We start from the raw sequence: 20,034 nt of genomic DNA, 5'->3' as shown, positions 1-20,034 counted from the left end.
GCGGTCCTGCGCTGCAGCGCCTGGCGGTTGGCCGGCTTTTGAATTAGTTGGTATTTCTGCCAACGCCGCGATTGCATCAAAGGCATTGCGCGGTTAGAATGAGAATAATTCTTATTTACATTCTCGGGTGCCGCACGCCTGAGCCGAAAGGGATGCCATGTCGGCCGCCGATTTTGCCCAGCAACAAGACCTGCACGCGCTCTACAGCAGCCATCACGGCTGGCTGCAGGGCTGGCTGCGGCATAAGCTGGGCAATGCGGGTGAAGCGGCGGACCTGGCGCAAGACACCTTTGTCAGCGTGCTGACCAATGGAACGGCGCCGCAGATCCGCGAAGCGCGGCCTTTTCTCGCCACCATCGCGCGGCGCCTGGTGGCGCACCGCTACCGCCGGCAAGTGCTGGAAGATGCGTATCTGCAGGCGCTCGCTTGCCTGCCGCCCGAGGTGGCGCCCGCGCCGGAAGAACGGTTGCTGGCGCTGGAAGCCTTGCAGGAAATCGATGTCGCCCTCGATGGCTTGCCAGCGCCCGTGCGCACGGCGTTCTTGCTGGCGCAGCTGGAAGGCCTCAGCTATGCCGAGATCGCCGCGCGCCTGAACGTGTCGGCCAGCTCGGTCAAGCAATACCTGACGCGTGCCAACCGCCAGGTGTTTTTCTCCCTGCCGGCATGAGCACGCTGGCAGAACCCGCGGCCCCGGCGGCCATCGGCGAGGAAGTGCAGCAGCAGGCGGCCGAGTGGCTGACCGTGCTGATGTCTAGCGAGGCCAGCGAAGCGCAGCACGCCGCCTGGCAGCGCTGGCGCGGAGCCGACCCGGAACATGAACGGGCCTGGCAGCATATCGACGCGGTGTCGCAGCGCTTCAACGGCTTGCACCGCGGTGCGGCCGCGCAGGCGCTGGCCGGCACGCAACAGAAGGCCGTCAATGGCAAGCGGCGCCAGTTGCTGGCATGGCTGGGCGTGGCCGCTGGCGGCGGCTTGCTGGCCGCGCAGGCGGGCACCTGGGATGGCGTGCGCGCCCTGCGCGCCGACTACCGCACGGCCACGGGCGAGCGGCGCGAGGTGGTGCTGGAAGATGGCAGTGTGCTCAGCCTGAATACGGGATCGGCCGTGAACGTGCGTTTCGACGCCAGTCGCCGCCTGATCGAGTTGCTGGCCGGCGAAATCCTCGTCACCAGCGGCCACGGTGCCGGCAGCGCCGCGCCTTTGGTGGTGGCCACGCGCGAAGGCCAAGTGCGCGCGCTGGGCACGCGCTTCGTCGTGCGCCAGCAGGATGGCTACAGCACCGTGGAGGTGTTTGAAAGCGCCGTTGAAATCCGCCCCCGCGACAGCGCTGGCGCGCCCTTGCTGCTGGCGGCCGGGCGTGGCGTGGCGTTTTCCCGCCATGCGCCGGACGCGCCGCACGCCATCTATGCGTATGCCGATGCCTGGTCGCGCGGGCAGCTGATCGTCGACGATGTGACCTTGGGCGACTTCCTGGCCGACCTGGCCCGCTACCGCCCCGGCGTGATCGACTGCGCGCCGGCAGTGGCCCAGCTGCGCCTGTCGGGTGTATTCCCGCTGGCCGATACCCAGCGCATCCTGAACATGCTGCCCAACTCGCTGCCGGTGCAGGTGCGCAGCCGCACGCGGTATTGGGTGACGGTGGAGCCGGCCGCGTAGCCCGCCTCGATAAAAATATTTTTCAATCGGACTGCCCGATTTCGATTCTCGCGGCACCTGTAGTTGAGAGACGTAATTTCAAGTACCCATTCAAGGCGCCACGTTGCGCGGTTTCATGCCGCTGCGTGCCGCCGCCATAATCAATTTTGATGGAAGGACGCAGTGTGATGCATCTGATGTATATGGTCTGCCACCCGGCGCAACAGCAGTTGTCTGGGGTGCCGCAACGATGAAATCTGCCAATATGCTGTTGTTCTCGCGCGTGCTCGCCGCCGTCTTTGGCGGCTATGCGCTCACGTCCGGCGTGGCCGTTCTGCTGTCGGCCGTGCTGCCGCTGTCGCGCGCCGAAGCCGTGCTGACGGCCACCCTGAGCGCCTTTGTCGTGTATACCTGTGCCGTGGTCTGGGTCTTTGCCGTGCAAGACCTGCGCCGCGCCTGGCTCGGCATGCTGCTGCCGGCGATTCTATGCGGTGGCGTTGGCCTGCTGCTGTCGCGAGGTGCCGCATGAACGCCGTCAAGGTAGACAAAGTGGTGAAAACGCCGCAACAGGGCGGCTTGCGCCAGGCCATGGCCTGGCTGCATACGTGGAGCGGCCTGTGGATTTCCTGGCTGCTGTTCGCCATTTTCCTGACCGGTACCCTGGCCGTCTTCGACGACCCGATTGGCCACTGGATGACGCCCGAACACGCCCTGGAAGAGGCGGCGCACGCGAATGATCCGCCGCTGCCCAAGGTCACGGACCGCGCGCACCGCCTGGAGCTGGCGCTCGATTTCATGGCCAAGGAGCACCCGCAGGCGGACATGTGGGAAATCTGGCCGGTGCAGCGTCCCGGCCATGGCTTGTCCGCCTACTGGTTCCAGCCCAGCGGCGGCTATGGCTCGGCGGACCTCGATCCGCTGACGGGAGCAGTCATCGAGCATGCGCGCGAGGCAACGGAGCGGGAAACCATCGGCGGCCACCATTTCGTCGATTTCCATTACGAGCTGCACGCGGGCCGCATCGGCGTCTGGATCGTCGGCATCACCACCATGATCATGCTGGTGGCGCTGGTGAGCGGCGTCATCACGCACAAGCGCATCTTCAAGGATTTCTTTACCTTCCGCCCGGCCAAGGGCCAGCGTTCGTGGCTCGATGCGCATAACGCGGTGGCCGTGCTGACCTTACCGTTCCAGTTCATGATCGCCTATACGGGCCTGGCATTTTTCAGCGATGACTATGTGCCGGCCCCCGTGGTGGCGCAATACGGCATGGACAATGCCAAGAAGGCCTTTTTGGCCGACTGGAACGATGCGGGCAAGCCTGAACGGTCGGGCCAGCCGCTGGCCATTCCCGCGCTGGAGTCGTTTGCGCTGCGCGCCGAACAGGCCATCGGCCAGGAAATCCGCGCCGTGGTGCTGGACAATCCGAACGATGCCTCCATGCGCGTGTGCATGTATGGCTGGAACGAGGATACGGAACTGCTCACGCGCCTCAGCGCCAGTTCGGGCCGGGCCTGCTATGCGCTGGCCACGGGCGAGCAGGTTGCCGTGCGCCGGCCGGGCGAGTCGGACACGGGCGGCGCGGGCCTGACGCGCTCCGTCATGTCGAACCTGCACATGGTGGGGTTCGGCGGCACGCCCATGCGCTGGCTGTACTTCTTTTGCGGCCTGGCCGGCACGGCCATGATGGGCACGGGCGCGATCATGTTCATGGTCAAGCGGCGCCAAAAGTCCGGCGGCGAGTTCGGCGCCTATACGCAGCGCGTGTACCGCGTCATCGCCTGCCTGAATGTGGCGGCGATTGCCGGCCTGTCGATCGCCTGCGTGGGCTTCCTGTGGGCCAACCGTTTGATCCCTGTCGGCCTGGAGCACCGCGCCGGCTGGGAAGTGCGCGCCTTCTTCGGCGTGTGGTTCCTGATGCTGGTGCACGCCTGCCTGCGCGCGGAAAAGCGCGCGTGGATCGAGCAACTGGGCTTGCTGGCGGCCCTGTGCCTGCTGCTGCCGGTGCTCAATGTCCTGAGCACGGGCGACAACCTGGTGGCGCAGGTGGCACGCGGCGACTGGGAAAGCGCCGGCGTGGAGCTGGGCAGCATGGCCTTCGGCCTGCTGGCCGCCTGGGGCGCGTGGAAAGTCCACAAGCGCAGGGAAAAGCCGGCCAGGAAGGCTGTCGCCAAGGAAAGCGCTGCGCCCACGGCCAGCCTGCAGGTCAATACGGAAGGACAGTCATGATTAGCAGCATCCTGTGTGCGCTGGGCCTGTCGTATGCGGGCATGGCCAGCCTGTCGCTGGCGATGGACCGCCACCATGGCCAGGTCTGGGGCAGGGACGCGGCGCCGAACGTGCGGCGCGCGCTGCAACTGGCGGGCGCCATCCTGCTGGCGCTGGCCATCTGGCCTTGCGTGGCCGGCTGGAGCGCTACCGTCGGCGTGGTCGCCTGGCTGGGATTCATCGGGGCGGGAGCGCTGCTGGTAGCCCTGCTGCTGCCGTATGCCCCCCGCTTGCTGTTTCGTAGTTCCCTGCTGGCAGCCGTCGCCGCGCTGGCAGGGCTTGTGACGTTTCTGCGGTGATGATCACCGCCATTTTCAAGGATAGACTGATGCATTTTTTACGCCCGGCGACACCGATTGATGTTTTGAATGTATTGAAGGCGGCTTCCTGATGGCGGCCCGCCTGCCTTCCCGCCGCGCCCGCATCCTGGGCGGCGCGGTCTTGCTGGCGCTGTTAGGCGCCGGTGCACTGTGGGTCACGCGCGGCCCGGCCACCGTGTTCGACACGGCGCCCGTCAAGCGCGGCAATATCGAGGCCAGCGTCACGGCCATCGGCACCCTGCAGCCGCAAACCTATGTCGACGTGGGCGCGCAGGTGTCGGGCCAGATCACGCGCCTGCACGTGCAGCCGGGCAGCGCCGTGGAAAAGGGCCAGTTGCTGGCCGAGATCGACCCCAGCGTGCAGCAAGCCACGGTCGACGCGGGCCGCGCCGCCCTGGCGGGCTTGCGCGCGCAACTGGCCGACCAGCAGGCGCAGCATCGCCTGGCGGGCCAGCAGCACGTGCGCCAGAAGCAGATGGCCAAGTTCGACTCGACGCCTTTGGCCGACCTGGAAACGGCCGAAGCCACGCTGGCCTCGGCCGGCGCCAAGATCGACCACCTGAAGGCGCAAATCGACCAGACCCAGGCCAGCCTGAAGGCGGACGAGGCGCGCCTGGGCTATACGCGCATCTACGCGCCCATGGCCGGCAAGGTGGTGGGCCTGGACGCCAAGGAAGGGCAGACGCTGAACGCCACGTACCAGACGCCGAACATCCTGCGCATTGCCGATCTGTCGGCCATGACGGTGTGGACGGAAGTATCGGAAGCGGACGTGCGCCGCGTGCGCCCGGACATGCCCGTGTACTTCACCACCCTGGGCGGCGACCAGCGGCGCTGGAGCGGCAAGGTGCGGCAAGTGCTGCCGGCGCCGCCAGTGCCCGGTGGTTCTGCCGCCGGCACGGCCCTGGCGCCGTCGACCAGCAAGGTGATTTTATATACCGTGCTGTTCGACGTGGATAACGCCGATGGTGAACTGATGCCGCAGATGACGGCGCAGGTGGTGTTTGTCACGGCAGCGGCAAACAATGTGCTGGCCGTGCCCTTGCCGGCCCTGAAACCATCGACCGGGGAAGGCGCCAGGCCGGGGCAGTTCACGGCCCGCGTGATGGATGCCGACGGCAAGGTCGATACGCGCGCCGTCACCGTGGGCGTGCGCAACCGCCTCAGTGCGGAAGTGCTGCAAGGCTTGCGCGAAGGCGAGTTGCTGGTCACGGGCGAGCAGCCGGCCAGCAGCGGCGCCAGCAGGTTCCAGCTGTGAGCGCCATGAGCGAGGCCGCGTCACTGGGGCAAGCCGGAGAACCTGGCCAGCCGGCGCCGCTGATTGAACTTGCAGGCATCCGCAAGCGTTACGGCGGCCACGACGGCGCGCCGGCCGTGGAAGTGCTGCGCGGCCTGACCTTGTCCATCGGCGCCGGCGAATTTGTCGCCATCGTGGGCGCGTCCGGTTCCGGCAAATCGACGCTGATGCATTTGCTCGGCTGCCTTGACCGCCCCAGCGACGGCACCTACCGCTTCGCCGGCCAGGACGTGGCCAGCCTGAATCCCGATGAACTGGCGTGGCTGCGGCGCGAAGCGTTTGGCTTCGTCTTCCAGGGTTATCACCTGATCGCCACCGAGTCGGCGCGCGAAAACGTGGAAGTGCCGGCCCTGTACGCGGGCATGCCGGCCGCCGCCCGCCACGCCCGCTCGGAAGCGCTGCTCAAGCGCCTGGGCCTGGGTGACCGGCTCGATCACCGGCCGAATCAATTATCGGGCGGGCAGCAGCAGCGCGTGTCGATCGCGCGCGCCCTGATGAATGGCGGGCGCATCATCCTTGCCGATGAACCGACGGGGGCCTTAGATAGCAGCAGCGGTGCCGAAGTCATGGCCCTGCTGGGCGAACTGGCCGACGCGGGCCATACCATCATCCTCATTACGCATGACCGCAAGGTGGCGGCCCAGGCGCGCCGCGTGATCGAGATCAGCGATGGCGAAATCATCGCAGACTCGGGCGCCATCGCCATCCCCGCCACGTCGACGGCCCTGCCGCCGCTGGACATGTCGCGCGCCGCTCATGACACGGGGGCGTCGCTGGGCACGGAATTGCTCGACGCGGCGCGCGCCGCCTGGCGCGTGCTGTGGATTAACCGCTTCCGCACGGGATTGACCCTGCTCGGCATCGTCATCGGCGTCGCTTCCGTGATCGTCATGCTGGCCATCGGCCTGGGCACGCGCCAGCAAGTGATGGCGCAATTGGGCGCGTTCGGCTCGAACCTGCTGTACATGGCGTCGCGCGGCGAAAGCTCGCGCATCCCCGGGCGCAGCATCACCCTGGCCGACCTCGATGCGCTCAAGGATGTGCCGGGCATCACCCACGTGCTGCCGAATGTCACGGGCAACAAGGTGATACGCCACGGCAACCTCGACGTGCAGACGTATGTGCGCGGCACGGGCCCGGCCCTGCCGCAGATCCAGACCTGGCCGGTGGCCAAGGGCGGCTTCTTTACCGAAGAAGACGAGCGCGAGATGGCCACCGTGGCCGTGCTGGGCGCGCACCTGGCGGAAAAACTGATGCCCGACGTGCCCAACCCTGTGGGGCAGAGCATCCTGATCGGCAATGTGCCTTTCCAGGTGATCGGCGTGATGAGCGCGAAGGGCGCGCTGACGGGCGAGAAGGATGAAGACGACGTGCTGCTGCTGCCGTTTTCCACGGCCGGCATCCGCGTCTTCGGCCAGCGCGAGCCGACGTACACGGTCTTGGCGGTGGCCGACGTCAAGCGCGTGACGGAAGTGGAGGCGGCGGTCGATGCCACCATGTTCGAACGCCACCGCATCCGCGACTATGGCATCAGCAACGCGGCCGCGTCGATCGCCGCCGAAGCCAAGACGCAGGACAACATGACCATGATGCTCAGCCTGATCGCTGCCGTGTCGCTGGTGGTGGGCGGCATCGGCGTCATGAACGTGATGCTGATGACGGTGCGCGAGCGCACGCGTGAAATCGGCATCCGCATGGCGACGGGCGCGCGCCGGCGCGACATCCTGCGCCAGTTCCTCACCGAAGCCGTGCTGGTGTCGGTGGTGGGCGGCGTGGCCGGCATCGTGGTCGGCGTGACGGTGGCCGGCCTGCTGCTGGTATGGGACGTGCCGGTGATTTTTTCGCTGAGCGCCATCGCCGGCGCGTTTGCCTGCGCCGTGGTGACGGGGCTGGTGTTTGGCTTCATGCCGGCGCGCAAGGCGTCGGGACTCGATCCGGTGGTGGCGCTGGCCGGACAGTAGGTGTTGTAAAAACGGTTGTAAAAACGCCGGCGCCATGCCTGCCATCGCGGCCAGGCATTGCGTCGGCGTTGTTCTTTCGGCTAAAATGAGAATAATTCTTATTTGCATTGGTGCCAGGCGCCTGACAGGAAAGGATGCCCATGTCGGCCGCCGACTTCGCCCTACAGCAAGACCACTCTTCTCCCACGCATGCCGCCCAGGTGCTGTACCAGCAGCACCACGGCTGGCTGCATGGCTGGTTGCGCTACAAGCTGGGCAATGCCTTTGACGCAGCCGACCTGACGCACGACACCTTCGTGCGCATCCTGGCCGGGCGCGACATCGTCGCCATCAGCCAGCCGCGCGCCTACCTGACGACGGTGGCGCGCGGCATCCTGATCAACTGGTACCAGCGCCAGGCGCTCGAACGCGCCTATCTCGACGCCATCGCCCTGCTGCCCGAACTGCAAGCGCCATCGTGTGAAGAGCAATTGCTGATCCTGGAAACCCTGCACCAGGTCGACGCCATGCTCGATTCCCTGCCGGCCAGCGTGCGGCGCGCCTTTTTGCTGTCGCAACTGGAAGGGCTGACCTATGATGCCATCGCCGTGCGGCTGGAGGTGTCGCTGGCCAGCGTGAAGCGCTATATGAAGCAGGCGTTCCTGGCGTGTCTGCAGCTCGATGGCGACTAGCTTGGGCGCCCGTGTTCCGATTGATCCGCGCGTGCTCGAGCAGGCGGCCGACTGGCTGATGCAGCTGCACTCGGGCGCCGCCAGCGCGCAGCTGCGGCGCGAGTGTGAACGCTGGCGCGCCAGCGACCCGGAACATGCGCGTGCCTGGCAGCGTGCCGAAGCGTTGCTGGGAAAACTGGGCGGCTTGCCGCCGGAGCTGGCCATGCCGACGCTGGACCGCTCGCGCGAATTGGACCGCAGCTCGGCGCGCCGCGCCGCGCTGCTGAAACTGGCCGCCTTGCTGGCTGTGGTGCCCGGCGCCTGGCTGCTGATGGAGCAGCAGGGCTGGCGCCACGATTACCGCACGGGCACCGGCGAGCGGCGCGACATCGTGCTGGCCGATGGCAGCCGCATCAGCCTCAATACGGCCACCACCCTGGACGTGCAGTTCGATGGCGCGCAGCGCCTGCTGACCTTGCGGCGCGGCGAAATCGCCGTGCAGACTGCCGCCGATGCGCAGCGCCGTCCCTTCCTTGTCGCCACGGCCGAAGGCCGGCTCGAAGCGCTGGGCACGCAGTTTTCCGTGCGCCAGGATGATGGCCGGACGCTGCTGGCGGTGCGGGAAAGCCGCGTGCGCGTGCGCGCGCGCAGCGGTGCGCAGCACATCATTCCAGCGGGGCGGCAGGTGGCCTTCACGGCGGCGGCCATCGGCGAACCCGCTGCGCTGGACGTCGGCACGCTGGCGTGGCAGCGCGGCATGCTGCTGGCCGACGACATGCGTTTGCACGATTTTGCGCTGGAACTGGGCCGCTACCGGCCCGGCATCGTGCGCTGCGATCCCCGCGTGGCCGATGTGCGCGTCTCGGGCGCCTTTCCCATCACGGACACGGATGCGGCGCTGGTGATGCTGGTGTCGACCTATCCGCTGGCGGCGCGCACGCGCCTTGGCGGCTATTGGGTCACCCTGGATGCGGCCGAATAAATAGGTGGAAAAACCTGACACTTTTTTCGCGCCGGGCTGGCAAGGGGAAGAAGATCCCATTGCCATGTAAAGGAAACGTCATGCCTGCAGCCCCCCTCCGCTCCATCGTTTTTCTCTCTGTCCACCTTGCCGTGCTGGCCATGGCGCCACCGGCCCATGCTGCATCGCTGGATGCTCCCGCCGCGCGCAGCATCGACCTGGCGGCCGGTCCCCTGGGGCGCAACCTGTCCACTCTGGCCGTTGACGCGGGCATCGCCCTGTCGTTCGATCCGGCCCTGACGGCGGGCTTGAGCAGCCCGGCCCTGAGCGGCAGCTACACGCCGCGCGAAGCGCTCACGCGGCTGCTGGCCGGCAGCGGCCTGGAAATCACCGGCCGCAGCGACGGTAGTTATACCTTGCAAAAAGCCGCGCCCGCAGCCGCGACATCTGCGGGCGCCGCTGCCAGCGCCCCTGGCGAGCAAACCCTGGCCGCGATCCGCGTGCGCGCGCGCCGCTCCGCCGACGGCAGCACGGAAGGCACGGGCTCGTACACCAGCCGCGTCACCAGCATCGCGTCGAAGACGGACCAGTCGTTTCGCGAAATTCCCCAGTCGGTGTCGGTGGTGACGCGCCAGCAGCTCGATGACCAGGACGTCAAGGATATCGGTGGCGCCATGGCGCTGACGCCGGGCATCACCTTGCAGCGCGTAAACGGCCACGCCTACAATTTCTATTCGCGGGGCTTCCAGATCGACAGCATGCAGATCGATGGCGGCGCGCCTTTCAATATCGCCAGCTACACCGCGACGGCGATCCAGGACATGGCGATGTACGACCGGGTCGAGGTGATGCGCGGCGCGTCCGGCCTGCTGTCCGGCGCCGGTGATCCGGGTGGCATCATCAATTTGGCGCGCAAGAAACCTCTTGAGCGTCGGCAACTGGCGGCCGCGCTGTCGGCGGGTAGCTGGAGCAATTATCGCGCCGATATCGACGCCACGGGCCCGCTCACCGACGACGGACGGCTGCGCGGGCGGGTGGTGGCCATGTATGAAAATGATGGCTCCTTCATGCGCCACTTCCGCACGGAAAAGGCACTCGTGTACGGCGTGCTGGAAGCGGACCTGCCCACGGGGTCGCTGTTGACCGTGGGTGGTTCGCACAGCAAGCGCGATACGAATGGCAGTGGTTCCGGTCTGCCCCGTTATACCGATGGCACGGATTTGCAGCTGCCGCGCTCGACCAATCTGAGCCAGCCCTGGGGGTATGTCGACAATGCGGTCACGGAGCTGTTTGCCCAGCTTGAACACCGCTTTGCCACTGGCTGGAAGATGAAATTGAATGCCAGCCACGTCGAGCAGAGCGCCAAGGGACGCGGCACCTTTACCACCGGCGCCGTGCAGCCTGGCGGCAGTGATGGCGCAGTGTGGGCCGGTACGCGCAACAATGCCTGGAATCACCAGAATGTGCTGGACTTGAATCTGACGGGCAATTTCAAGCTGCTGGGACGCACGCATGAGTTGCTGCTGGGAGCCGACCGGCAGAAGGTCACGAGCTACTGGGATTCGGCCCGGCAGACGGGGGCCGGCAGTACGCCGGCCAATCCCTTCGATCCCGATGCCACGCCATGGGCCGGCGGCGACAATGGCCCTGTCTGGTACCGTTTTCATCCATGGGAGCAGGAACAGTATGGCGCGTATGGCACCGTGCGCCTGCATCCCAGCGACCAGCTGCACGTGGTGCTGGGCGCGCGCCTGGCCCGTTACAAATTCAAGCAATACGTGGCATCCCTCGATGGCGACACGGGCGTGTGGGCGCCCGACTCGGACAGCCGTTTCAGCGAGCCGACCAAGCTGACGCCGTATGGCGGCATCATTTACGACCTGAACGCACAGTGGTCGGCTTACGCCAGCTATTCCGCCATCTTCAAGCCGCAGGCGCTGTACAAGGCGGGGCCGATGCCGGGCACTTCGCTCAAGCCCATCACGGGCAAGAGCTATGAAGGCGGCTTCAAGGGTGAACTGCTCGATGGGCGCTTGAATGCCACCTTCAGCCTGTTCCATGTCGAACGCAATGGCGAGGCGGTGCTCGACCCCGGCTATCCGGAAGAAACCGACCTGTATGCGGGCAATTGCTGCTATCTGCCGCAAGGCAAGGTGACCAGCCGCGGCGTGGATATGGAAGTGGGCGGCGAACTCTTGCCCGGCTTGCAGGCCGCCGCCGGCTATACTTTTAACCACAGCAAGAATGACAGCACGGGCTTGCCTTTCAGCAGCATCACGCCCAAGCATCTGTTCAAGCTGTCGACGGCGTATGCCTTGCCAGGCGCCTGGTCTGCCTGGAAGGTGGGCGGCAACGTCGCCATCCAGAGCGCCAGCTACACGAGCGGCACGGTGGTCACGCGCGCCGGCGCCGCGCAGGACTTCCAGTTTACGCAGGGCGGCTATGCCGTCTGGAGCGCGCTGGCGCAATACCGCATCGATCCCCGCTGGTCGCTGGCCCTGAACGTCAATAATGTCTTTGACAAGCGCTACTATGAAAAGACGGGCTACTCAGGCGGTGGCAACTGGTATGGCGCGCCACGCAATGCGAGCGTAACCCTGCGCGTCACGTTTTAAGCAGGGCGGACTGGCCAGGGCAAAAAAATGTTGCCCTTGCTCTAACACGCGGTATGATCTCCTGATAATAAAGGCAGTGTTTCGCGTGCCCTTGCGGGCACACACCAACCACCACAGGAGAACCCGATGCAGAAGAAATCAATCTTGAAGACCGGTATTGCCGCCGCCCTCATGCTGGCGTTCGGCATGGGCGCCGTCCAGGCCCAGGCACAGGAAGTCGTGCGCCTGGGTAACTTGAAATTCGCCCACTACGGCGCCGTGTCGTACATCAAGGAAATCGCGCCCAAGTGCGGCATCAAGGTCGAAGAGCATATCTTCGCCAAGGGCCTCGATGTGATGCAGGCGATTATCGCGGGCGAGCTGGACGTGGGTGCGACGGCGTCCGAAGCGGCCATTTCCGGCCGTGCCGGCGGCGCGCCCATCTATGTGGTGGCCGGCTTTGCCAAGGGCGGTGCGCGGCTGGTGGGGGGCACCGGGCAAAAGATTGCCAGCGTCAAGGATCTGAAGGGCAAGCGCGTGGGCGTGACGCGCGGCGGCATCCAGGAAGTGCTGCTGCTGGCCGAACTGGCGCAAGCGGGCCTGACGTACTCCGACACCAAGGGCAAGGATGTGCAACTGGTGTTCCTGGCCTACGCCGACTTGAACCAGGCGCTGATGGGCAAGAATATCGACGCCATGATGCAGTCGGAACCGCAATCGTCGCAGGCGATCAACAAAGGTTTTGGTACGGAAATCCTGAAACCGTACGACACGCCGATCGGCGAACCCGTGCGTACCATGGTGATGACGGAAAAGTTCTACAAAGAACGTCGCCCGGTGGCGGAAAAATTCATGCGCTGCTTCGTCGAAGCGACCAAGACCTTTATCGACAACAAGGCGACGGCGGAAAAGTATGTGCGCGAAGTCGTGTTCCGCGGCCAGATCACGAAGGATGACTTCGACGACGCGATCAGCAATTCGCCGTATTCGTACGACATCTCGCCCGAGCATATCCAGGTGACCACCGATGTGATGGTGAAAACGGGCGTGGGCCGCATGACGAAGCCGCCCGTGGCCAAGGACTGGGTCAAGACGGACTTGCTGGAACAGGCGAAAAAGAGCCTGAATGTGAAGTAAATCAGTAAAACCATCAAAAAACCTCCGTGCCAGCGATGGTCCGGAGGTTTTTTATGTGCAGCGCCCTTAGCGGGCGTTAAAGCCCATCCAGCCTTTTTCCGTCTGCCGGAAGCTCAGTGTATAGATGCGCGTCAGTTCATCGCCTTTCTTGAGCTGGCGGTTGATGATCGCGCCGTAATTGTCCTGTACGATCTGGTCCGACCATTGCAGCAGGTTTTCGAAGCGCTCGGCCGTCATCGCCGCCTGGCGGGTCAGCAGCGGCGCGGGAATCGCTTTCTTTTCCTGCTGCTGCGCCCAGAAGTCGCGGAAAACCTTGTTTTCGCCGCTCATGCCGCGCGCCATCAGGCCCAGACCCATGGTCATGCCCACGGAACCATCCGTCTTCGCCTGCGTCTCGAGCTTGTCGGCCACGTCGGCCAGCAGTTCCAGGTAACCCACCTTGGCGCGCAGGATGGCCGAGCCCTTGATTTCGTACTGTTCGTTCTCTTTCCAGCCATTGAGCTTTTCCAGTTTCGCGATCTCGAAGTAGTCCTTGTACAGGTCATAGCTTTGAATCGAGGTACGGAAATATTCCTCGTACGTGGATTGGGAAGGCGCATCTTTCATACAACCGCTTAATACAGTGCAGGCGGCCAGCAGGAGACAGGTCCAGGTAATTTTTCTGAAGGAAAGCATGGTGGGGGACGGTGGCCTTAGGGTAGATGAATATTGCTATGTGGACATAATTATAGGACTGGCTAATCAGGATGGCAACGTGGTTGTGCCGTGGAAAAAGTGTGTCGGTAGAAAGAATACCGAAATCTTGAGGGTGCGCTACCCCGTTGCGCCTCAGGCGCGATATCATGGCAGGCTTGCAGCATTGGCTGGCGGCGGAATGCCTGTCACCCGGGCTGTCGCTTGAATCGCGCTTGTCGGCTATGGTGTAAACTTAAACTATGCAGATCTATTTCTTTCTTATCGCCGCCCTGTTGTACGCGGCGTGCGCGGTGCTCCCCTCGTCCCGTGCCCGGCTCATTGCCGGCCTGACTGGCGTCGCCTGGCTGGCGCACGCCGCCACCCTGTGGTTCGACCTGATGGCGCCGGGCACCTTGCGCTTCGGCTTTTCCGCCATGCTGTCGGCCGCGCTGTGGGTATCGGTGGGCGCCTACTGGATAGAGAACCGCAATTTCAGTCTGGATGGACTGCGCCGTATGGTCATGCCCAGCGCCGTCATCGCCATCGGCCTGGCCTGGGCCTTTCCTGGCAGCCAGGTCAGCATGGAAGGCAAGTCGGCCGTCTTCGGCTGGCATATTGCCGTCGCCGTGCTGGCCTATAGCACCCTGACGATTGCCGCCTTTCACGCCGTGCTGATGGCGCTGCAGGAATCGCGTTTGCATACGCGCAGCGAAAGCCGCGGCTTCATCGGCAGCGCGCTGGACCAGCTGCCGGCCCTGCTGACGATGGAAAAGCTGCTGTTCCGCATGATCGGCCTGGGTTTTATTTTGCTCAGCTTGACCGTGCTGTCGGGCATCGTGTTTTCCGAACAATTATTTGGCAAGGCCTTGACCTGGGATCACAAGTCGGTGTTTACCATGCTGTCGTGGCTGTTGTTTGCCTCGCTGCTGGCAGGGCGCCGCTTTCGCGGCTGGCGCGGCAAGACGGCCCTGAGTTTTACCCTGGCCGGTTTCGCCACCTTGCTGCTGGCCTATGTCGGCAGCCGTTTTGTACTGGAAGTGGTTTTACACCGAGGATACGCATGACACGTGTTTTATTCTGGCTGGCGCTGGTGTTCCTGGTGCTGTTTGCTATCCGCAGCAAGATCCGGGGCATGCAGCAGCGCGCCCGCGCGCAGCAGCAACAGCAGCCGAACCCGTATGCGCCGCCGGGCCGGCCACAGGAATTGCCGGATGCAGAGCTGATGCTGTGCTGTGCCCATTGCGGCGTGTACTACCCGGCCTCGGAAAACGTGCAAGCCAAGGGCCACGATTACTGCAGCCACGCGCACGCCACGCTGTAAGGGCAGGTCGCCGGCAGATTCGCTCGCGTTGCTCATCCGTATCGTAACGTCGTCCCGCCTGCGTCCGGCGTAGCATCTGCGGCAGGCGCTTCGTCGCCGCCGTTGCAGAAAGGCGCGTCCCATGTCCCGTCCCAGCCTCAGCCCGCATAGCGTGACCGCCGACGGCATGCCACCGGCGCCTCAACTGAGCGGCAACTCTCTGCCCATGCAGGCGCTGCGTGCGCAGATCGGCTGCATCGCCCGCTGTGGCGCGCCGGTGGCCATTCGCGGCGAATCGGGCACGGGCAAGGAATTGGCGGCGCGCGCCATCCATGCGCAGGGTGCGCGCGCCAGCTTCCCTTTTATTGCCGTCAACTGCGGCGCGATTCCCGAAGCGTTGATGGAGGCCGAATTCTTCGGCTGCCGCCAGGGCGCCTATACGGGGGCGCTGCATGAGCGCCAGGGCTTGTTCCAGGCGGCCCATGGCGGCAGTTTGCTGCTCGATGAAGTCGACGATCTGCCGCTGGCCATGCAGGTCAAGCTGTTGCGCGTGCTGCAGGAGCGGCGCGTGCGCAAGCTGGGCGGTAGTACTGACGAGGCCGTCGACGTGCGCATCCTGTGCGCCAGCCAGCATGGTCTGGCGCGCGGCGTGGCCGCCGGCACGTTTCGCCAGGATCTGTTTTACCGCCTTAATGTGATCGAGCTGGCGCTGCCGCCGCTGCGCGAGCGGTGCGGCGATCTGCAGGTATTATGTGAGGTGATCCTGGCGCGTCTGGCGCCACACCAGGCCGTGAGCCTGGCGCCGCCGGTGCTGGCGGCCCTGGCCGCGTATGCGTTTCCCGGCAATGTACGCGAACTGGAAAATATGCTGGAGCGGGCGCTGGCCTTTGCCGACGGCGGCGTGATCGCGCTCGACGCGCTGGCCTTGCCGTCCGCGGCGGGCAGCATGCCGCTGCGGGCGCCGCCGGCATTGCCGGACTTGCCGGAGCGGCAACTGTGCTTGCCCGGCATGGCGGCATATGGCGTGCCGCCCGCCTTGCCGTTGGACATGTATTTACGCCAGGCCGAGCGCGACATGATCATGCAGGCGCTGGTGCAGGCGCGCTATCACCGCGCACGGGCGGCGCGCCAGCTGGGCCTGAGCGTGCGCCAGCTGCGTTACCGCATGCAGAAATTGACGATACAGGAAGCGTTACCTTGATGACAGCATGGACGATAGATGAAGACGGCTGGTGCGACGGCGCGCTGCGCTATGACTCCCAATACTACGATGCGCGCCCGGACGGTGCGCAAGTCGACTTGCTGGTGATCCATAACATCAGCTTGCCGGGCGGCCACTTCGGCGGACCGCATGTGTCGGACTTGTTTACCGGCCGGGTAGACTATAATGCCGATCCTTCTTTCGCCGACCTGCGTGGCTTGCAGGTGTCGGCGCACTTTTTTGTGCGGCGCGATGGTGCGCTGTTGCAATATGTTTCTACTGATCAACGTGCCTGGCATGCCGGTGCGTCCATGTTCGAAGGGCGCCCGCAGTGCAATGGCTATTCCATCGGTGTCGAAATGGAGGGCACGGACTTTGTCCCCTTCCAGCCGCAGCAATACCGCGTGCTGGCGGCGCTGACGGCGGCGCTGGTGGCGCGCTATGACTTGTCCCAGGTGCGCGGCCACGCGCATATTGCGCCGGGGCGGAAGACGGATCCGGGGCCGTTTTTTGACTGGCATTTTTATCAAGTATGCTGGCTGGAAACTATGCGCGGGCAGCCTGCGTTAGCGCTTACTACGCGGGGATTGGGCTTTCCATCCGTGCCCTGAAAAGTCAACCGAAATCGTATATGAAAATACAAAAAATTACGCTGGCGGATGCCGGAAAACTATTGCATCGCCTTTCGATGGGCACTACAATTAGTACATAACTTGGATTTAAAGACTATATGTAGTGCCATCACAGACGTTTTCAGAATTATTACCAAAGCTACCCTGTTTGTTCATATGGCAACGGGAACTGGCGTTTCATCACCCTTGATCGTGTTTTGCGCCAGCCGGGCTGTACAGGTTGGCCGTATGATTTTTGGCTGTATATTATTTACTATTTAGCAACAAATACCTGAAGAAACCCTGACCATCGGGCGTTCTATTCAACAACACACGCGGCAGCAAAACTGCAGGCTGACTTTAGCTGACAACGGGAGCTTCAATGCAATCACCACAAGATATTTCCATCCATCCAACGCCAGTATCGCCAGCGCCAGGCGCGGCCAATAGCGTGGCGAGCACGGGCGCGGCATTGGGCGACTATCGCATCATCCGCCGCAACGGTGCGGTGGTGGCATTTGAGCCTTCGAAGATCGCCATCGCCATGACCAAGGCGTTTTTGGCCGTTAACGGTGGCCAGGGCGCCGCGTCGGCACGCGTCCGCGAACTGGTGGCGCAACTGACCGACGGCGTCGTCGCCGCGCTGGTGCGCCGCCATCCAGGTGGCGGCACCTTCCATATCGAAGACGTGCAAGACCAGGTGGAACTGTCGCTGATGCGTTCGGGCGAGCACGACGTGGCGCGTGCCTACGTGCTGTACCGTGCCAAGCACATGGAAGAGCGCCGCTTGCAGAAGGAGGCGCTGGGCGCTTCCGCGCAAGTGACCGCACCGCAACTGAACGTCACTGACAACGGCGTGCGCCGCCTGCTGGACATGCAGGAAGTGCGCGACCTGATCAACGCCGCCTGCGCCGGCCTGGAAAAGCACGTCGATGCCGACGCCATCCTGGCGGAAACGGTGAAGAACCTGTACGACGGCGTGCCCGTCGAAGAGCTGCACAAATCGGCCATCCTGGCGGCGCGCGCGCTGATGGAAAAAGATCCGGCCTACAGCCAGGTCACGGCCCGCATCCTGCTGCACACGGTGCGCAAGGAAGTGTTCGGCAAGGAAGTACCGCAAGCGGCCGCTGCTGCCGAGTACCTGACGTATTTCCCGCAATATATCGCCAAGGGCATCGCCAACGATCTGCTGAACCCGGTACTTGCCAGTTTCGACCTGGAACGCCTGGCCAAGGCCATCGTTGCCGACCGCGACTTGCAATTCGGCTACATCGGCCTGCAAACGCTGTATGACCGCTACTTCCTGCACATCCATGACGTGCGCATCGAAATGCCGCAGGCGTTCTACATGCGCGTGGCCATGGGCCTGTCGCTGAACGAAGCGGACCGCGAAGCGCGCACCATCGAGTTCTACAATCTGCTGTCCTCGTTCGACTTCATGAGCTCGACGCCGACCCTGTTCAACTCGGGTACCCTGCGTTCGCAGCTGTCGTCGTGCTACCTGAGCACCGTCTCGGACGACCTGGAAGGCATCTACGACGCCATCAAGGACAACGCGCTGCTGGCCAAGTACGCCGGCGGCCTGGGTAACGACTGGACGCCAGTGCGCGCCCTGGGCGCCCACATCAAGGGTACCAACGGCAAGTCGCAAGGCGTGGTGCCGTTCCTGAAAGTGGTCAACGACACGGCCGTGGCAGTCAACCAGGGCGGCAAGCGCAAGGGCGCCGTCTGCGCCTACCTGGAAACCTGGCACATGGACATCGAGGAATTCCTCGACCTGCGCAAGAACACGGGCGACGACCGCCGCCGCACGCACGACATGAACACGGCGAACTGGATTCCCGACATGTTCATGAAGCGCGTCATGGAAAAAGGCGAGTGGACCCTGTTCTCACCATCCGAAACGCCAGATTTGCACGACCTGGTCGGCAAGGCCTTTGAAAAGGCTTACCTGGGCTACGAAGCCAAGGCAGCCGCCGGCGAAATGCGTTCGTTCAAGAAGATCGCGGCGCTGGACCTGTGGCGCAAGATGCTGTCGATGCTGTTTGAAACGGGCCATCCATGGATCACGTTCAAGGATCCTTGCAACATCCGCAGCCCGCAGTCGCACGTCGGTGTCGTCCACAGCTCGAACCTGTGCACGGAAATCACACTGAACACGGGCCCTGACGAAATCGCCGTCTGCAACCTCGGTTCCGTGAACATGCCGGCGCACATGAAGGAAGGCAAGCTCGATCACGTCAAGCTGGCCAAGACTGTGCGCACCGCCATGCGCATGCTCGACAACGTCATCGACATCAATTACTACGCCGTCGAGAAGGCGCGCAATTCGAACATGCGCCACCGTCCGGTCGGCATGGGCGTGATGGGCTTCCAGGACTGCCTGCACATGATGCGCATTCCGTTCGCCTCGGACGCCGCCGTCAGCTTCGCCGACACCTCGATGGAAGCGGTGTGCTACTACGCCTACCTGGCGTCGACGGAGCTGGCCGAAGAACGCGGCCGCTATGAATCGTATGCCGGTTCGCTGTGGGACCGTGGCATCCTGCCGCAAGACTCGGTGAAACTGCTGGCCGAAGAGCGCGGCGGCTACCTGGAAGTCGATTCCTCGTCGGCCATGGACTGGACCCCGGTGCGCGAACGCATCGCCAAGTTCGGCATGCGCAACTCGAACTGCGTGGCGATTGCCCCGACGGCGACGATTTCGAACATCATCGGCGTATCGGCCTGTATCGAGCCGACGTTCCAGAACCTGTATGTGAAATCGAACCTGTCGGGCGAATTCACCGAGATCAACGGCTACCTGGTGCGCGACCTGAAGGCGCGCGACCTGTGGGATGAAGTCATGATCTCCGACCTGAAGTACTTCGACGGTTCGCTGGTGAAGATCGACCGCATCCCGCAAGACTTGCGCGACATCTACGCCACCGCCTTTGAAGTATCGCCAAGCTGGCTGGTGGAAGCGGCTTCGCGTCGCCAGAAGTGGATCGACCAGGCCCAGTCGCTGAACATCTACATGGCTGGCGCGTCGGGCAAGAAGCTCGACGAGACCTACAAGCTGGCATGGCTGCGTGGCCTGAAAACCACCTACTACCTGCGTACCATAGCCGCTACCCACATGGAGAAATCGACCTCCAAGACGGGTGCCCTGAACGCCGTGGCAGTCGATGGCGGCATGTCGGCCAGCGCACAGAGTGCCCAGGCAGCGGTCGTGGCGGCAGCCGCTGCCGCCGTGGTGGCGCCCGTGGTGGCAGCTGCAGCGGACGACGCCGATGGCGAAGCTTGCTACCTGCGCCCGGGGGATGACGGTTTCGAAGAATGCGAAGCCTGCCAGTAAAAACCTGCTGCGCAGCCCCCTCTCGGGTTCTGTGTTGCTCACCGTACTAAAGTACGGCTCCGCTACTCGACCCGATATCGGGCTTGC

General features: G+C 64.2%; 17 protein-coding genes. 16 read left to right on the top strand and 1 reads right to left on the bottom strand.

Annotated elements, in window-relative coordinates:
- Positions 1 to 157 precede the first annotated feature (157 nt).
- From ACP7EG_RS11555 to ACP7EG_RS11505, 11 genes are all read left to right on the top strand, one after another.
- On the top strand, positions 158 to 667 hold the full coding sequence (locus tag ACP7EG_RS11555; RefSeq protein WP_426087708.1) for a sigma-70 family RNA polymerase sigma factor: 510 nt from the start codon (positions 158 to 160) through the stop codon (positions 665 to 667).
- Complete coding sequence (locus ACP7EG_RS11550) at positions 664 to 1,656, top strand: FecR domain-containing protein (protein WP_426087707.1); 993 nt, start codon at positions 664 to 666, stop codon at positions 1,654 to 1,656. The genes ACP7EG_RS11555 and ACP7EG_RS11550 overlap by 4 nt, the downstream gene beginning before the upstream one ends.
- Before the next feature lie 229 nt (positions 1,657 to 1,885).
- A complete protein-coding gene (locus tag ACP7EG_RS11545) occupies positions 1,886 to 2,164 on the top strand; it encodes a hypothetical protein (RefSeq protein ID WP_426087706.1) in 279 nt (92 codons plus the stop codon).
- The gene (locus ACP7EG_RS11540; RefSeq protein WP_426087705.1) at positions 2,161 to 3,864 is read left to right on the top strand and encodes a PepSY-associated TM helix domain-containing protein; all 1,704 of its coding nucleotides are present in this window, start codon (positions 2,161 to 2,163) and stop codon (positions 3,862 to 3,864) included. Before ACP7EG_RS11545 ends, ACP7EG_RS11540 begins: the two co-directional genes overlap by 4 nt.
- On the top strand, positions 3,861 to 4,202 hold the full coding sequence (locus tag ACP7EG_RS11535; RefSeq protein WP_426087704.1) for a DUF3325 domain-containing protein: 342 nt from the start codon (positions 3,861 to 3,863) through the stop codon (positions 4,200 to 4,202). The genes ACP7EG_RS11540 and ACP7EG_RS11535 overlap by 4 nt, the downstream gene beginning before the upstream one ends.
- 91 nt (positions 4,203 to 4,293) lie before the next feature.
- Entirely contained in the window at positions 4,294 to 5,481 is a 1,188-nt protein-coding gene (locus ACP7EG_RS11530; RefSeq protein ID WP_426087703.1) for an efflux RND transporter periplasmic adaptor subunit, read from the top strand.
- Positions 5,482 to 5,486: 5 nt separating this feature from the next.
- A complete protein-coding gene (locus tag ACP7EG_RS11525) occupies positions 5,487 to 7,481 on the top strand; it encodes a MacB family efflux pump subunit (protein ID WP_426087702.1) in 1,995 nt (664 codons plus the stop codon).
- A gap of 140 nt (positions 7,482 to 7,621) precedes the next feature.
- Positions 7,622 to 8,152, top strand: coding sequence for a sigma-70 family RNA polymerase sigma factor (locus tag ACP7EG_RS11520; protein WP_426087701.1), 531 nt, complete (start codon positions 7,622 to 7,624; stop codon positions 8,150 to 8,152).
- Positions 8,142 to 9,113, top strand: coding sequence for a FecR domain-containing protein (locus tag ACP7EG_RS11515; RefSeq protein ID WP_426087700.1), 972 nt, complete (start codon positions 8,142 to 8,144; stop codon positions 9,111 to 9,113). The genes ACP7EG_RS11520 and ACP7EG_RS11515 overlap by 11 nt, the downstream gene beginning before the upstream one ends.
- A gap of 80 nt (positions 9,114 to 9,193) precedes the next feature.
- Positions 9,194 to 11,707 (top strand): TonB-dependent siderophore receptor, encoded by a 2,514-nt coding sequence (locus tag ACP7EG_RS11510; RefSeq protein WP_426087699.1) that lies wholly within the window; start codon positions 9,194 to 9,196, stop codon positions 11,705 to 11,707.
- A 171-nt stretch (positions 11,708 to 11,878) separates the two neighbouring features.
- A complete protein-coding gene (locus ACP7EG_RS11505) occupies positions 11,879 to 12,823 on the top strand; it encodes an ABC transporter substrate-binding protein (protein WP_426088056.1) in 945 nt (314 codons plus the stop codon).
- A gap of 66 nt (positions 12,824 to 12,889) precedes the next feature.
- Here the strand turns inward: ACP7EG_RS11505 and ACP7EG_RS11500 are convergent, their stop codons facing one another.
- The gene (locus ACP7EG_RS11500; RefSeq protein WP_426087698.1) at positions 12,890 to 13,429 is read right to left on the bottom strand and encodes a hypothetical protein; all 540 of its coding nucleotides are present in this window, start codon (positions 13,427 to 13,429) and stop codon (positions 12,890 to 12,892) included.
- 329 nt (positions 13,430 to 13,758) lie between these two features.
- Here ACP7EG_RS11500 and ACP7EG_RS11495 point away from each other — a divergent pair, with 329 nt between their 5' ends.
- From ACP7EG_RS11495 to ACP7EG_RS11475, 5 genes are all read left to right on the top strand, one after another.
- Positions 13,759 to 14,562 carry a cytochrome C assembly family protein gene (locus tag ACP7EG_RS11495; protein WP_071075507.1) on the top strand — a complete coding sequence of 268 codons (804 nt, stop codon included), beginning with the start codon at positions 13,759 to 13,761 and terminating at the stop codon, positions 14,560 to 14,562.
- Entirely contained in the window at positions 14,559 to 14,819 is a 261-nt protein-coding gene (locus tag ACP7EG_RS11490) for a PP0621 family protein (RefSeq protein ID WP_071075508.1), read from the top strand. Before ACP7EG_RS11495 ends, ACP7EG_RS11490 begins: the two co-directional genes overlap by 4 nt.
- A 121-nt stretch (positions 14,820 to 14,940) precedes the next feature.
- Entirely contained in the window at positions 14,941 to 15,999 is a 1,059-nt protein-coding gene (locus ACP7EG_RS11485) for a sigma 54-interacting transcriptional regulator (RefSeq protein WP_426087697.1), read from the top strand.
- Positions 15,999 to 16,610: a 1,6-anhydro-N-acetylmuramyl-L-alanine amidase AmpD gene (gene ampD, locus ACP7EG_RS11480; RefSeq protein ID WP_426088055.1), complete on the top strand. Its 612-nt coding sequence runs from the start codon at positions 15,999 to 16,001 to the stop codon at positions 16,608 to 16,610. Before ACP7EG_RS11485 ends, ampD begins: the two co-directional genes overlap by 1 nt.
- 382 nt (positions 16,611 to 16,992) lie before the next feature.
- On the top strand, positions 16,993 to 19,947 hold the full coding sequence (locus ACP7EG_RS11475; RefSeq protein ID WP_071075511.1) for a ribonucleoside-diphosphate reductase subunit alpha: 2,955 nt from the start codon (positions 16,993 to 16,995) through the stop codon (positions 19,945 to 19,947).
- The last annotated feature ends 87 nt before the right edge of the window (positions 19,948 to 20,034 follow it).

This window comes from Janthinobacterium sp. PSPC1-1 (genome assembly GCF_049897625.1).
Lineage (GTDB): Bacteria > Pseudomonadota > Gammaproteobacteria > Burkholderiales > Burkholderiaceae_D > Janthinobacterium > Janthinobacterium tructae.
This window is presented reverse-complemented; position numbering and strand designations above follow the sequence as displayed.

What these genes read in the sequence shown, in the direction of transcription:
- ACP7EG_RS11555 (WP_426087708.1), top strand. Translation starts at nt 158, where the DNA reads ATGTCGGCCGCCGATTTTGCCCAGCAACAAGACCTGCACGCGCTCTAC.
- ACP7EG_RS11550 (WP_426087707.1), top strand. Translation starts at nt 664, where the DNA reads ATGAGCACGCTGGCAGAACCCGCGGCCCCGGCGGCCATCGGCGAGGAA.
- ACP7EG_RS11545 (WP_426087706.1), top strand. Translation starts at nt 1,886, where the DNA reads ATGAAATCTGCCAATATGCTGTTGTTCTCGCGCGTGCTCGCCGCCGTC.
- ACP7EG_RS11540 (WP_426087705.1), top strand. Translation starts at nt 2,161, where the DNA reads ATGAACGCCGTCAAGGTAGACAAAGTGGTGAAAACGCCGCAACAGGGC.
- ACP7EG_RS11535 (WP_426087704.1), top strand. Translation starts at nt 3,861, where the DNA reads ATGATTAGCAGCATCCTGTGTGCGCTGGGCCTGTCGTATGCGGGCATG.
- ACP7EG_RS11530 (WP_426087703.1), top strand. Translation starts at nt 4,294, where the DNA reads ATGGCGGCCCGCCTGCCTTCCCGCCGCGCCCGCATCCTGGGCGGCGCG.
- ACP7EG_RS11525 (WP_426087702.1), top strand. Translation starts at nt 5,487, where the DNA reads ATGAGCGAGGCCGCGTCACTGGGGCAAGCCGGAGAACCTGGCCAGCCG.
- ACP7EG_RS11520 (WP_426087701.1), top strand. Translation starts at nt 7,622, where the DNA reads ATGTCGGCCGCCGACTTCGCCCTACAGCAAGACCACTCTTCTCCCACG.
- ACP7EG_RS11515 (WP_426087700.1), top strand. Translation starts at nt 8,142, where the DNA reads ATGGCGACTAGCTTGGGCGCCCGTGTTCCGATTGATCCGCGCGTGCTC.
- ACP7EG_RS11510 (WP_426087699.1), top strand. Translation starts at nt 9,194, where the DNA reads ATGCCTGCAGCCCCCCTCCGCTCCATCGTTTTTCTCTCTGTCCACCTT.
- ACP7EG_RS11505 (WP_426088056.1), top strand. Translation starts at nt 11,879, where the DNA reads ATGCTGGCGTTCGGCATGGGCGCCGTCCAGGCCCAGGCACAGGAAGTC.
- ACP7EG_RS11500 (WP_426087698.1), bottom strand. Translation starts at nt 13,429, where the DNA reads ATGAAAGATGCGCCTTCCCAATCCACGTACGAGGAATATTTCCGTACC.
- ACP7EG_RS11495 (WP_071075507.1), top strand. Translation starts at nt 13,759, where the DNA reads ATGCAGATCTATTTCTTTCTTATCGCCGCCCTGTTGTACGCGGCGTGC.
- ACP7EG_RS11490 (WP_071075508.1), top strand. Translation starts at nt 14,559, where the DNA reads ATGACACGTGTTTTATTCTGGCTGGCGCTGGTGTTCCTGGTGCTGTTT.
- ACP7EG_RS11485 (WP_426087697.1), top strand. Translation starts at nt 14,941, where the DNA reads ATGTCCCGTCCCAGCCTCAGCCCGCATAGCGTGACCGCCGACGGCATG.
- ampD (WP_426088055.1), top strand. Translation starts at nt 15,999, where the DNA reads ATGACAGCATGGACGATAGATGAAGACGGCTGGTGCGACGGCGCGCTG.
- ACP7EG_RS11475 (WP_071075511.1), top strand. Translation starts at nt 16,993, where the DNA reads ATGCAATCACCACAAGATATTTCCATCCATCCAACGCCAGTATCGCCA.